10 protein-coding genes are annotated in these 12,378 nt (G+C 73.5%); 7 read left to right on the top strand and 3 right to left on the bottom strand.

Annotation, left to right across the window (positions count from 1 at the left end; genetic code table 11):
- Positions 1-646 (bottom strand): UbiA family prenyltransferase (locus tag L0B03_RS07325; protein WP_250445147.1); only part of this gene is annotated, 646 nt, incomplete at its 3' end.
- 92 nt (positions 647-738) lie between these two features.
- On the opposite strand from L0B03_RS07325, the gene L0B03_RS07320 reads away from it, so the two are divergent.
- The 3 genes from L0B03_RS07320 (at position 739) to L0B03_RS07310 (ending at position 3,432) form a co-directional block, all read left to right on the top strand.
- Positions 739-1,821: a type III polyketide synthase gene (locus L0B03_RS07320; RefSeq protein WP_250445146.1), complete on the top strand. Its 1,083-nt coding sequence runs from the start codon at positions 739-741 to the stop codon at positions 1,819-1,821.
- Complete coding sequence (locus L0B03_RS07315) at positions 1,821-2,339, top strand: isoprenylcysteine carboxyl methyltransferase family protein (RefSeq protein WP_250445145.1); 519 nt, start codon at positions 1,821-1,823, stop codon at positions 2,337-2,339. The genes L0B03_RS07320 and L0B03_RS07315 overlap by 1 nt, the downstream gene beginning before the upstream one ends.
- A gap of 67 nt (positions 2,340-2,406) precedes the next feature.
- Positions 2,407-3,432, top strand: coding sequence for an FAD-dependent monooxygenase (locus L0B03_RS07310; RefSeq protein WP_250445144.1), 1,026 nt, complete (start codon positions 2,407-2,409; stop codon positions 3,430-3,432).
- A 54-nt stretch (positions 3,433-3,486) separates the two neighbouring features.
- Here L0B03_RS07310 and L0B03_RS07305 read toward each other — a convergent pair whose 3' ends face one another.
- A complete protein-coding gene (locus tag L0B03_RS07305; protein WP_250445143.1) occupies positions 3,487-3,654 on the bottom strand; it encodes a hypothetical protein in 168 nt (55 codons plus the stop codon).
- Between the two features lie 145 nt (positions 3,655-3,799).
- Between L0B03_RS07305 and glgX the strand changes: the two genes are divergently transcribed.
- The 4 genes from glgX to L0B03_RS07285 are packed head-to-tail and all read left to right on the top strand — an operon-like array spanning position 3,800 to position 11,101.
- Entirely contained in the window at positions 3,800-5,917 is a 2,118-nt protein-coding gene (gene glgX / locus L0B03_RS07300; protein ID WP_250445142.1) for a glycogen debranching protein GlgX, read from the top strand.
- Between the two features lie 2 nt (positions 5,918-5,919).
- Positions 5,920-8,469 (top strand): malto-oligosyltrehalose synthase, encoded by a 2,550-nt coding sequence (treY, locus tag L0B03_RS07295; protein WP_250445141.1) that lies wholly within the window; start codon positions 5,920-5,922, stop codon positions 8,467-8,469.
- Complete coding sequence (gene treZ, locus L0B03_RS07290; protein WP_250445140.1) at positions 8,466-10,253, top strand: malto-oligosyltrehalose trehalohydrolase; 1,788 nt, start codon at positions 8,466-8,468, stop codon at positions 10,251-10,253. The genes treY and treZ overlap by 4 nt, the downstream gene beginning before the upstream one ends.
- On the top strand, positions 10,253-11,101 hold the full coding sequence (locus L0B03_RS07285) for a PPK2 family polyphosphate kinase (protein WP_250445139.1): 849 nt from the start codon (positions 10,253-10,255) through the stop codon (positions 11,099-11,101). Before treZ ends, L0B03_RS07285 begins: the two co-directional genes overlap by 1 nt.
- On the opposite strand, the gene zapE is transcribed toward L0B03_RS07285, so the two are convergent.
- Complete coding sequence (gene zapE / locus L0B03_RS07280) at positions 11,098-12,189, bottom strand: cell division protein ZapE (RefSeq protein WP_250445138.1); 1,092 nt, start codon at positions 12,187-12,189, stop codon at positions 11,098-11,100. The two genes, L0B03_RS07285 and zapE, sit on opposite strands and share 4 nt — an antisense overlap.
- Positions 12,190-12,378: the final 189 nt, after the last annotated feature.

The raw sequence follows: 12,378 nt of genomic DNA, 5'->3' as shown, positions 1-12,378 counted from the left end.
CCAGCGCCGCCGCCGCGAGGAGCGCCGCCGGTGCGAGCACGCTCGTCGCACGGCGCCCCAGGCGGTGCGGCAGCCCGCGCACGCCCGTCGCGGCATCGTCCTGCAGGTCGGGCAGGACGTTGGCGAGGTGGGCACCGAGCCCGAGGAACCCACCCACGCCGAGCACCCACGGCTGCGGCGCCGCCGCCCCGGGCAACGTCAGCACGAGAAAGGCGGGCAGCAGCCCGAAGGACACGACGTACGGCACCCAGGACCAGGCCGTGGCCTTGAGCCCGAGGTTGTAGGCCCAGCCACCGGCGACCGCGAGGACGTGCACCCCCCCGGCCCGCGTCCCGGTCGCCAGGGACAGCGCGACGCACACCAGCAGGGCCGAGATCGCCGCGGCCCGCAGCTGGCCCGGGGTGACCGAGCCACGGACCACCGGCTTGTCCCGTCGGGCCACGGCCAGGTCTCGTTCCGCGTCCACGGCGTCGTTGGACCAGCCGATCGAGAGCTGCCCGACGAGGACCGCGGCGGTCGCCGTCACGACCGTGCCCGGCGCGGCGTCCAGCGCCAGGAGGAGCGCCCCGGCGAGGCAGGTCACGACGGCGGTCGGACCGGCGTGGCTGGCCAGCACCAGACCGCGCGCACGTTGACGTGCGGGCACGTCCTCTCCTCTGCTCGGTGTCGGGCCGGGGCGGCCCGTCCCGTGACGCTAGCGCCCGCGCCAGATCCCCGCCGACATGGCACGATGCGGACATGTCGCGCCTCGTCGCAGTGGCCCCCGCACTGCCCGCGAACGTCTACCCGCAGGAGCAGATCACCGAGGTCATCGGTCCGCTGCTCGTCCCGCCCGGGACGAGCCCCGGTCGCCGCACGGCCCTGGACCGGTTCCACGCCGCGAGCGGGGTCGCCAGCCGGCACCTCGCGCTGCCCCTCGAGCAGTACCCGGGCCTCACGACGTTTCGCGCGGCCAACGACCACTTCGTCCGGCTGGGCACCGAGCTCGCCGCCCACGCGTGCCTCGACGCGCTGAGCGCGGCCGGCCTGCAGCCCGAGGAGGTCGACTACCTCCTGTTCACCTCGGTCACGGGGGTGTCCGCCCCCTCCCTGGACGCCCTGCTCGTCGAGCGGATCGGCCTGCGTCCGGACCTCACCCGCATGCCGTCCTTCGGTCTGGGCTGCGCGGGCGGGGCGGCCGGCCTGGCACGGGTGGCCGACCACCTCACCGGCCACCCCGACCAGGTCGCCCTGCTGGTCTCGGTCGAGCTCTGCTCGCTCACGCTCCAGCAGGGGGACCCCTCGACGGCGAACCTCGTCTCGAGCGGGCTGTTCGGGGACGGTGCTGCCGCCGTCGTCATGGTGGGTGACGCGCACCCGGCAGCGACGGAGCAGCGCACCGCGGTCCTGGACTCCCGCAGCCGCCTCTACCCGGGCACCACCGACCAGCTCGGCTGGGACGTGGGTGACTCGGGCTTCCGGATCGTGCTCTCGGCGGGCCTGCCGAAGGTCATCGAGAAGAACCTCGCCGAGGACGTCACGGCGATGCTCGACCGGCACGACCTCAAGGTCCGCGACGTCGGGGCCTGGGTGGTGCACGCGGGAGGCCCCCGGGTGCTCGACGCCGTGCGGGACTCCCTCGACCTGGACGAGTCCGTGCTGCGGGTGAGCCGCGAGGTGCTCGCCGCCGTCGGCAACCTGTCGTCCGCCTCGGTGCTCCACGTGCTGGCCTCGACCCTGCGGGACGCACCCCCGCCAGGCACCCCGGGGGTCGTCCTCGCGTTCGGCCCGGGGGTCGGGGTCGAGATGGTGCTCCTGCGCTGGCCCGGTGAGGCCTCGTGATGTGGCTGCTCGGGGTCGTCGTCGGCGCGACCGCCCTCGAACGCCTGGCCGAGCTCGTGGTCTCGGCACGCAACGCGCGATGGTCCTTCGCTCGCGGCGGTGTCGAGTCGGGCCGCGGGCACTTCCCCGCGATGGTCGCGCTGCACACGGCGCTGCTCCTCGCCTGCGTCGTCGAGGTCGTCGTCGCGGACCGGCCCTTCCTGCCCGCGCTGGGATGGACCGCCGTCGCGGTGGTGGTCGCGAGCCAGGGCCTGCGGTGGTGGTGCATCACGACCCTCGGCCCGCGGTGGAACACCCGCGTGATCGTCGTCCCGGGACTGCCCCTGGTGACCGGGGGCCCCTACCGCTGGTTCCGGCACCCCAACTACGTCGCCGTGGTCGCCGAGGGGATCGCCCTGCCCCTGGTCCACACCGCGTGGGTCACCGCCGTCGTCTTCACGGTGCTCAACGCCGTCCTGCTGCTGGGCTTCCGCGTGCCCGCCGAGGAGCGGGCCCTGGAGCTCGCTGGCGAGCGGTGAGCGCACGGCCTGCTCGCCGGCGAGCCCGGACCACCGAGCGCACTCCCCGACGGTCGACGAGGCTCCCGTGACCGCGGCAGACGTCGACGTCCTGGTGGTGGGGGGCGGGCCGGTCGGTCTCGCCGCGGCGATCGAGGCGCGCCTGGCGGGTCTGTCCGTGGCGGTCGTGGAGCCGCGGAGCGGGACCATCGACAAGGCCTGCGGCGAAGGGCTGATGCCGGGGACGCTGGCGGCCCTGCAGCGCCTCGGCGTCGACCCTCCCGGCCACGTCATCGCCGGGATCAGCTATCGCGCCGGAGCCAGGCACGTCGACCACCGGTTCGCCACCGACGCCGGGCGCGGGGTCCGTCGCACCGTGCTCCACGCGGCTCTGCTCGCCCGGGCGCACGAGCTCGGAGCCGTGCACGTCTCGTCGCGCGCGGGTGCGATCGAGCTGGGCACGGACCACGTCAGCGCGGCCGGGGTGAGCGCCCGGTGGCTGCTGGGCTGCGACGGCCTGCACTCGACCGTGCGCCGGAGCCTGGGGTGGGAGGTCACGCCCCGGCGTGCGGGCCGCCGTTACGGCCTGCGCCGCCACGTCGCCGTAGCGCCCTGGTCAGACCTGGTCGAGGTGCACTGGGGGCCCAGGAGCGAGCTCTACGTGACCCCGGTCGACGACAGCACCGTCGGCGTCGCCGTCCTGGGCCCCCGGGGGTCCACCATCGAGGAGGCCGTGGCGTCTGCTCCCGAGCTGGCCGAGCGCCTCGCAGACCACGGGCCGGCCTCGGAGCTCAAGGGGGCGGGGCCCCTGCTCCAGCGCACGAGCCGACGCGCGCTGGGGAGGGTCCGCCTCGTCGGTGACGCCTCCGGGTACGTCGACGCGCTGACCGGCGAGGGTCTGCGCGTCGGGCTCGCCCAGGCCCGCGTCGCCGTGGCCACCCTCGACGACCCCGAAGGGTACGAGCGGGCCTGGCGCCGTGAGACACGTGACTACCGTCTGCTCACCACGGGGCTGGTCGCCTGGGCGCGGTCCCCCGCCCGCAGCGCGGTCGTCCCCGTGGCGCGTGCCGCGCCCGGGGTGTACGCCGGGGTGGTCGAGCGTCTGGCCCGGTGACCGCCGGGTGAGCGCGTCGCAGCGACAAGGCCACCCACGGTCGGGCCGGGCGTCCTACCCCTGGGGGGCCGGGGGGTTGAGCATGTCCGGGTCTGCGTCGGGGTCGCCGTCGGTGGGCTCCCCCGAGGCTGCCGCGCCAGACCGCGGCGTGAGGTTCTCCGGGTCCGCGTCCGGGTCCTGAGCAGGGTCGTAGGCCGGGCCGTCGTTCGTGGTGGTGTCCATGCGTCCACGCTCGCACCATGGCTGTCCGCACGCATCCCCGGGGCACGGCCGGGGCGCCGCCCCGCGGTGACCCGGTGACCTTCCCCACAGACCGGGAGGACGGCACCGGTGCGCAGGATCCGCTGCGTCCTGGCACTCTTGGCCCATGCAGATCTGGCCAGGCAAGCCCTACCCGCTCGGTGCCACCTTCGACGGCACCGGGACCAACTTCACCCTCTTCTCCGAGGTCGCCGAGCGCGTCGAGCTGTGCCTGATCTCGGAGGACGGCACCGAGCAGCGCATCGACCTGCCCGAGGTGGACGCCTTCGTCTGGCACGCCTACCTCCCGAGCGTCCAGCCGGGGCAGCGCTACGGGTACCGCGTGCACGGGCCCTTCGACCCGTCGAACGGGCACCGGTGCAACCCCGCCAAGCTCCTGCTCGACCCCTACGCCAAGGCCATCGACGGTCAGATCGACGGCCACCAGGCGCTGTTCTCCTACGACTTCGGCGACCCCGACTCCCTCAACGAGGACGACTCGTCGGGGCACACCATGACCTCCGTCGTCATCAACCCGTACTTCGACTGGGGCCACGACCGCCCGCCGAACCGTGAGTACCACGAGAGCGTCATCTACGAGGCCCACGTCAAGGGCCTGACTCAGCTGCACCCCAGCGTCCCGGACGAGCTCCGCGGCACGTACGCGGGCCTCGCGCACCCGGCGATCATCGACCACCTCGTGGACCTGGGCATCACCGCGATCGAGCTCATGCCCGTGCACCAGTTCGTCAACGACCCGACCCTTCAGGAGAAGGGCCTGTCCAACTACTGGGGCTACAACACGATCGGGTTCTTCGCCCCGCACAACGGCTTCGCCTCCTCGGACTACCCGGGCCAGCAGGTCCAGGAGTTCAAGCAGATGGTCAAGGCGATGCACGAGGCGAACATCGAGGTCATCCTCGACGTCGTCTACAACCACACCGCCGAGGGCAACCACCTGGGCCCCACCCTGTGCTTCCGCGGGATCGACAACGCCGCGTACTACCGCCTGGTCGACGAGGACCAGGCGCACTACTACGACACGACCGGCACCGGGAACTCGCTCCTGATGCGCAACCCCCACGTCCTGCAGCTGCTGATGGACTCGCTGCGGTACTGGGTCAACGAGATGCACGTCGACGGCTTCCGCTTCGACCTCGCCTCGACCCTGGCCCGGCAGTTCCACGAGGTCGACCGACTCTCGGCCTTCTTCGACCTCGTCCAGCAGGACCCGGTCATCAGCCAGGTCAAGCTCATCGCCGAGCCGTGGGACGTCGGTGACGGCGGGTACCAGGTCGGCGGGTTCCCCCCGCTGTGGAGCGAGTGGAACGGTCGCTACCGCGACACCGTGCGCGACTTCTGGCGCGGCGAGCCGTCGACCCTCGGTGAGTTCGCGAGCCGCCTCTCGGGCTCCTCGGACCTGTACGAGCACAGCGGCCGCAAGCCGATCGCCTCGATCAACTTCGTCACGGCCCACGACGGCTTCACCCTGACCGACCTCGTCTCCTACAACGAGAAGCACAACGAGGACAACGGCGAGGACGGGCGGGACGGCGAGAGCCACAACCGGTCCTGGAACTGCGGGGCCGAGGGCCTCACGGACGACCCCGAGATCAACGCCCTGCGCCGCCGCCAGGTCCGCAACTTCCTGACCACCCTCCTGCTCTCCCAGGGCGTGCCGATGATCGCCCACGGGGACGAGCTCGGGCGCTCCCAGGGCGGCAACAACAACGGGTACTGCCAAGACAACGAGGTGACCTGGGTCGACTGGGACCTGGACGAGGAGGAGGCCGCGCACCTCGACTTCACCCGTGCCCTGGTCCACCTGCGACGCGACCACCCGGTGCTGCGACGACGGCGCTTCTTCTTCGGCAGCGCGGACCACGGCGGCGAGTCCGAGCTGGGCGACATCGCGTGGTTCACCACGACCGGCGAGCACATGACCGACGCCGACTGGCGCGAGGGCCATGCCCGGGCCGTCATGGTCTTCCTCAACGGCGAGGCCATCGCCGAGCCGGACGTACGGGGCGAGCCGGTGATCGACGACAGCTTCCTGGTCATGTACAACGCCGACGCCGACCCGGTCACCTTCGCCCTGCCCCCGGCTGAGTTCGGCTCGGCATGGACCTGCGTGCTCGACACCGACCACACCCTCGACATCGGCGACCAGGTCGAGGCCGCGAGCACCATCGAGATCACCGGACGCAGCACCCTCGTGCTCACGCGTGCGGTTGAGGACGTCTGAGCGTGGTCACCTCCCCCGCCGTCGAGGAGCAGCAGCCGAGCGAGCGCCAGGGCCCGTCACGACGTCGGCCACCCGAGGGCCGCCCCGTCCCGGTCTCGACCTACCGGCTCCAGCTCAACGCCGAGTTCACCCTGGACGACGCGGTGGCCCAGGTGGGGTACCTGGCCCGCCTCGGGGTCAGCCACCTGTACCTCTCCCCCGTCCTGACCGCGGCCCCGGGCTCGACCCACGGCTACGACGTGGTGGCGCACGACGAGATCTCCCCCGTGCTGGGTGGTCGGCCGGCCCTCGAGCGCCTCGCCACGGCCAGCCACGAGGCAGGGCTCGGCCTGATCCTGGACATCGTGCCCAACCACATGGCCGTGCCCACCCCGGTGTGGCACAACCGTGCCCTGTGGTCGGTCCTGGCCCACGGGCCGGAGTCCCCCTACGCCGCGTGGTTCGACGTCGACTGGTCCGCGGGGGACGGCGCCCTCCTCATGCCGGTGCTCGGCAGCCGGATCGGGGCTGTGCTCGGCTCGGACGAGCTCACGGTCGACGAGGCGGTCGTCCCGGGGCAGGAGGACCAGGGCCCCCAGCCGGTGCTGCGCTACTACGACCACGTCTTCCCCGTCCGCGCCGGGACCGAGCAGCTGCCCCTGGCCGACCTCGTGGACCGCCAGCACTACCGGCTCGCGTACTGGAAGGTCGCCAACGAGGAGCTCAACTACCGGCGGTTCTTCGACGTCGGGACCCTGGCCGCGGTCCGCGTCGAGAACCCCGAGGTCTTCGACGCGACCCACGCCCTGGTCACCGACCTGCTCCGGACCGGCGTGATCGACGGGCTGCGGATCGACCACCCCGACGGCCTCGCGGACCCGCAGGGCTATCTCGATCGTCTCGCCGAGGCCACCGACGACGCCTGGGTCGTCGTCGAGAAGATCCTGGCCCCGGCCGAGGACCTCCCCGAGGACTGGACGACCGCCGGGAGCACCGGCTACGAGGCCATGTGGCGCGTGCACTCGACCTTCGTCGACCCGGGCGGGGGCGCCGAGCTCGGCGCCCTCATGCACCGTCTGACGGGCGACACGACCGACGCCCTGCCCGCCCTCGTGGAGGAGGCCAAGCGCGAGATCGTGGGCGGGCCGCTCTACGCCGAGGTGCACCGTCTGGCCGACCTCGCCGCGGACATCTGCCGCGACGACGTCCGGCTGCGGGACCACACCTGGCGGTCGCTGCACGACTGCCTGCTCGAGCTGCTCGTCGCCGCCGACCGCTACCGGTACTACGTCGTGCCGGGCGAGACCGCGCACCCTGACTCGCAGGCGGCTTTCGCCGAGTGCGTGGCCCACGCGCGCGGGCGCCTGGCCGACGACCGGCTCGAGACCCTCGAGCTGCTCGCCGAGATGCTGCTGGGCAAGGAGATCGGGTCGGCGGGGCGGACCCGCGAGGCCCGCCGGGACGAGCTCGTCGTCCGGTTCCAGCAGACCTGCGGCGCGGTGATGGCCAAGGGCGTCGAGGACACCGCCTTCTACCGGTGGAGCCACCTGATCAGCCTGTGCGAGGTCGGCGGGGCGCCCGAGCGCTTCGCGATCAGCCCCGAGGAGCTCCACGCCTGGGCCGGTCGTGCCCAGCACCACGCCCCCGTGGCGATGACAGGTCTGTCGACCCACGACACCAAGCGCAGCGAGGACGTCCGCGCCCGCCTCGGCGTGCTGTCCGAGCTGCCGGTCGAGTGGGCCGAGCTGGTCGACCGGCTGCGCACGGCGACCGCCGACCTGCGCCCGTCGGTCCTGGACGGACGCACCGAGAACATCTGGTGGCAGACCCTCGCCGGCACCTGGCAGGGCGAGGAGCCGCTGGCCCTCGACCGCCTGACCGAGTACCTGACCAAGGCGGTGCGCGAGGCGAAGTCGCACACCTCCTGGACGGCGCAGAACGAGGGGTACGAGCAGGCGGTGCTGGGCTGGGCAGCGGCCACCCACGCCTCCCCCGCCGTGCGTGAGGCCTTCACCGGGTGGCAGCGGCGGACCGCCGTGGGCGTCCGGGCGGCCACGCTGGGCACCAAGCTCGTCCAGCTCTGCCTGCCCGGGGTCGCGGACGTCTACCAGGGCACCGAGGTGCCCGCGATCGCCCTCGTCGACCCCGACAACCGGCGCCCCGTGGACTACGCGACCCTGGGCCGCTCCCTCGAGCGGCTCGAGACCGAGGGCCCGCGCGGGCTCGAGGACGAGAAGATGATCGTCACCTCCCGCGCCCTGCGGGCGCGTCGGGACCACGCCGGGGCCTTCACCGGTCTCGGCGCCGGCTACCAGCCCCTCCCGGCCTCCTCGGGCCACGCCCTGGCGTTCGCCCGCAGCGAGGACGGCGAGCCACGCGTCCTGTGCGTCGCGACCCGCCTGGCCCTGTCCCTCGACCGGCTCGGGGGCTGGGGAGAGCACACCGTGACCCTCCCCGCGGGCCGCTGGCGCGACGTCCTGACCGGGAGCACCTTCGAGGAGGGCAGCGCGCGTCTGGCCGATGTCCTCGCCGACCTGCCCGTCGCCCTGCTCGTCGAGGAGGACCACCGATGACGACCCGCCCCCGCGTCTGGGCCCCCGCGGCGCAGGCCGTCGAGCTGGTGACCGGGGGGCCCGACGGCCCGACCGACCGCCACGCCATGGCCCAGGAGACCGGGGGGTGGTGGATCGCCGAGCAGTCCCTGCCGCACGGCGCCGACTACGCCTTCGCCGTCGACCGCGGGGAGCCGCGTCCCGACCCGCGCAGCGCGTGGCAGCCCCACGGGGTGCACGGGCCCAGCCGGGTCTTCGACCCCGAGCGCTACGACTGGGCGGACGGCGCCTGGGCCGGGTGCGACGCGCGCGGTGCGGTGATCTACGAGCTGCACGTGGGCACCTTCACCCCGGAGGGAACCCTGGACGCCGCTGTCGCGCGCCTGGACCACCTGGTCGACCTCGGGATCGACATGGTCGAGCTCATGCCCGTCGCCGCCTTCCCCGGGGTGCACGGCTGGGGCTACGACGGCGTGGCGATCTACGCCGTCCACGAGCCCTACGGAGGCCCCGCCGCCCTGCAGCGCTTCGTGGACGCCGCCCACGCCCGCGGCCTCGCCGTGTGCCTGGACGTGGTGCACAACCACCTCGGCCCCTCCGGCAACTACCTGAGCGTCTACGGCCCGTACTTCACCGACCGGCACGAGACCCCGTGGGGGTGGGCCGTCAACCTCGACGGCCCCGACGCGGCCGAGGTGCGCGCCTACCTGATCGACAACGCGACCCGGTGGCTGCGCGAGTTCCACCTCGACGCCCTCCGCCTGGACGCGGTCCACGCCCTGGTCGACGACTCGCCGCGCCACGTCCTGGCCGAGATGGCCGACGCCGTCGCCGAGCTGGCCACCGCCGTCGGCCGTCCGCTGTCCCTGATCGCGGAGTCCGACCTCAACGACGTCGCCATGGTCACGCCCACCGCTCAGGGCGGCCAGGGCATGACGGCGCAGTGGGCCGACGACGTCCACCACGCGGTGCATGCTTTCCTCACCGGGGAGCGGCACGGCTACTACGTCGACTTCGGCAGCCCCGAGGTCCTCGCCAAGGCCTTGACCTCGGCCTTCGTGCACGACGGCGGGTACTCGACCTTCCGCGGGCGCGACTGGGGGCAGCCGGTGCCTCCCAGGACCGACGGGCACCGCTTCGTCGTCTTCGGGCAGGACCACGACCAGGTCGGGAACCGCGCCCTGGGCGACCGTCCTTCCGCCCGGCTCGACGACGGCGCGCTCGCCGCCTCGGCAGCCCTGGTGCTGACCTCGCCCTTCACCCCCATGCTCTTCATGGGCGAGGAGTGGGGTGCCCGGACCCCGTGGCAGTACTTCACCGACCACGCCGAGCCCGAGCTCGTCGAGGGGATCCGCCGCGGCCGCCGCGAGGAGTTCGGCGGGCACGGCTGGGCCGAGCTGTACGGCGGGGACGTCGAGGTCCCGGACCCGCAGGCCCTGTCGACGGTCACCGTGAGCCGCCTGGACTGGTCCGAGCCCGAGCAGGAGGCCCACCGCCGCCTGCTGGACTGGTACCGGGACCTCATCGCGCTGCGCAGGGCCCAGCCCGACCTCGCCTCGGGCGACCTCGCCGCGGTCGCCGTGGACCACGCGCCGGACGGGTCGTGGCTCGTGGTGCGGCGGGGCGCCGTGCGCACCGTCCTGAACCTCGCCGACATCCCGGCCGAGATCCCGGGCGGGGATGCCGAGACGGTGCTGCTGCGCTGGGGCCCCGCTGAGCACGGGCAGGACGGCGTCCTGCGGCTCGGGGCCCGTGGCGTCGCGATCCTCGGACCGAATCTGACCCGCACGACCGAGACCCCCTGATGGGCTGGCACAAGCCGGCTGCCGAGGCCTTGCGCGTCGCTCCCGGCTTCGACCTCGCCGACCTCGACACGCGGTCGACCCCCGGTTGGCGCGGGAAGAAGCGGGCCGGTCGGGATGCGATGGCCACCCGAGGCCACGAGCTCGCCGACCTCCAGGAGAAGCTCTACGCCCACGGCCGGACCGGAGGTGACCGCTCGGTCCTGCTGGTGCTCCAGGGCATGGACACCGCGGGCAAGGGCGGCGTCGTGCGGACGGTGCTCGGCATGGTCGACCCTCAGGGCGTGGCGCTGACAGCCTTCGGGGTCCCGACCCCCGAGGAGGCCGCCCAGCACTACCTGTGGCGGATCCGCCAGGCACTGCCCGAGCCGGGGACCCTCGGGGTCTTCGACCGGTCGCACTACGAGGACGTCCTGGTGGTCCGGGTCGAGGGGCTCGTCCCTGCCACGACCTGGGAGCCGCGGTTCGAGGAGATCAACGCCTTCGAGCGTGAGGTCGTCGAGAGCGGCACCACGATCGTCAAGGTCCTCCTCGCGATCTCTCCCGAGGAGCAGGCCCACCGCCTGCGCCGGCGCCTGGAACGGCCGCACAAGCACTGGAAGTACGTCCCGGGGGACATCGACGCCCGGGAGCGGTGGCCCGACTACCAGCAGGCCTACCAGGACGCGCTGGACCGCACCTCGACCGAGCACGCGCCCTGGCACGTCGTCCCGGCGGACCGCAAGTGGTTCAGCCGACTGGCCGTCGCCGAGCTCGTCGGCAGGGCCCTCGAGGGCCTCGAGCTCGACTGGCCCGTGACTGCGGTCGACGTCGAGGCAGAGCTCGCGCGGCTCGAGGCCTCCGAGGTCTAGGGCGTCGTCTCCCCGGCCTCCGCGACGCCTCGGTCCTCGAGGTCGCGTGCGTGGGCCTGGCCGGGCTCGGCCGCGTGAGAACGGCCGACATCGGCCAGGGCCCCGAGCCGGGACAGGGATCGCAGGTACTTCTTGCGGTAGCCCCCGGCCAGCATGCTCTCGCTGAACAGGCCCCTGGTGCCGCAACCACCCAGGAGCACCGGGACGTCGAGGTCGTAGAGCCGGTCGACCAGGACCACCAGCCGCAGGGCCTCGGCCTGGTCCGTGACGGGCCGCACCTCGGTCAGCCCCACCGCGCCGACACCCTCGAGGAGGGCCCCGTAGCGGCTCGGGTGCACGTGCTGAAGGTGCTCGAGGACGTCGGCGAAGCTGTCGCAGGTCGCGGTCGCGCGGTCCGCGCAGGCCGCGCGCACCGTCTCGTCCGGCAGGCCCTCCTCGGGCCCCGGTGCGCCGCGGTGCCGGTAGTCGGGGCCGTCGATGCGCAGCACCTCGAACCGGGCGGCGAGGGCCTGGATCTCCCGCAGGAAGTCCTCGGCGGCGAAGCGCCCCTCGCCGAGGGACTCCGGCAGGGTGTTGGACGTCGCCACCAGGGCGACCCCCGCGTCCGCGAGCTCGCGGAGCAGCCGGGACATCAGCACCGTGTCGCCCGGGTCGTCGAGCTCGAACTCGTCGATGCACACCAGACGACGCCGGGAGAGCTGCTCGACCGTGGTCGCGAAGCCGAGCGCACCGACCAGGTGCGTGTACTCGACGAACGTCCCGTAGGCGGTGCGCTCGGTGCCCACCGCGTGGGCCAGCGCGGCCAGGAGGTGGGTCTTGCCCACGCCGAAGCCGCCGTCGAGGTAGACCGCGACCGGTGCGGCGACCGCACGGCGCCACCACGACCGTCGACGGTCCCGGCCCGCGCCGACCTGAGCGGCAGCCTCCGCCAGCCGCTCCCGGGCTGCTGCCTGGCTCGGGTGCGCGGGGTCGGGCACGTAGCTGTCGAACGTCGCACCGGCGAAGTGGCGCGGTGGCACGAACCCCGCGAGCAGCTGGTCCGCGGGGACCTGCGGCCGGTGGTCGACGAGTCTGCCGGGCTGGTGCACCGGGACAGCCTAGAACGCCGCGCGGCCCGGTAGCGTCAGCGGATGCCGACGGACCCCCCCGCCCTCGACGTGCTGCTCACCTCGTCAGGATCACCGGTGCCGGCGGGCTACCGCCTCCAGCCCGACCCCGCCGAGCGCGAGCTGCGGGTGCTCTACGCCACCGACGCCGAGCGCCGCCGCGAGCCGGGC

The organism is Actinotalea sp. C106 (assembly GCF_023630195.1).
Taxonomy (GTDB): domain Bacteria; phylum Actinomycetota; class Actinomycetes; order Actinomycetales; family Cellulomonadaceae; genus Actinotalea.
Note: the sequence above shows the minus strand (reverse complement) of the source record. Positions and strands in the feature narration are given on the sequence as shown.

Bases quoted from the DNA above. Each gene is read 5' to 3' on its own strand.
- L0B03_RS07320 (WP_250445146.1), top strand. From the start codon at position 739: ATGTCGCGCCTCGTCGCAGTGGCCCCCGCACTGCCCGCGAACGTCTAC.
- L0B03_RS07315 (WP_250445145.1), top strand. From the start codon at position 1,821: ATGTGGCTGCTCGGGGTCGTCGTCGGCGCGACCGCCCTCGAACGCCTG.
- L0B03_RS07305 (WP_250445143.1), bottom strand. From the start codon at position 3,654: ATGGACACCACCACGAACGACGGCCCGGCCTACGACCCTGCTCAGGAC.
- glgX (WP_250445142.1), top strand. From the start codon at position 3,800: ATGCAGATCTGGCCAGGCAAGCCCTACCCGCTCGGTGCCACCTTCGAC.
- treZ (WP_250445140.1), top strand. From the start codon at position 8,466: ATGACGACCCGCCCCCGCGTCTGGGCCCCCGCGGCGCAGGCCGTCGAG.
- L0B03_RS07285 (WP_250445139.1), top strand. From the start codon at position 10,253: ATGGGCTGGCACAAGCCGGCTGCCGAGGCCTTGCGCGTCGCTCCCGGC.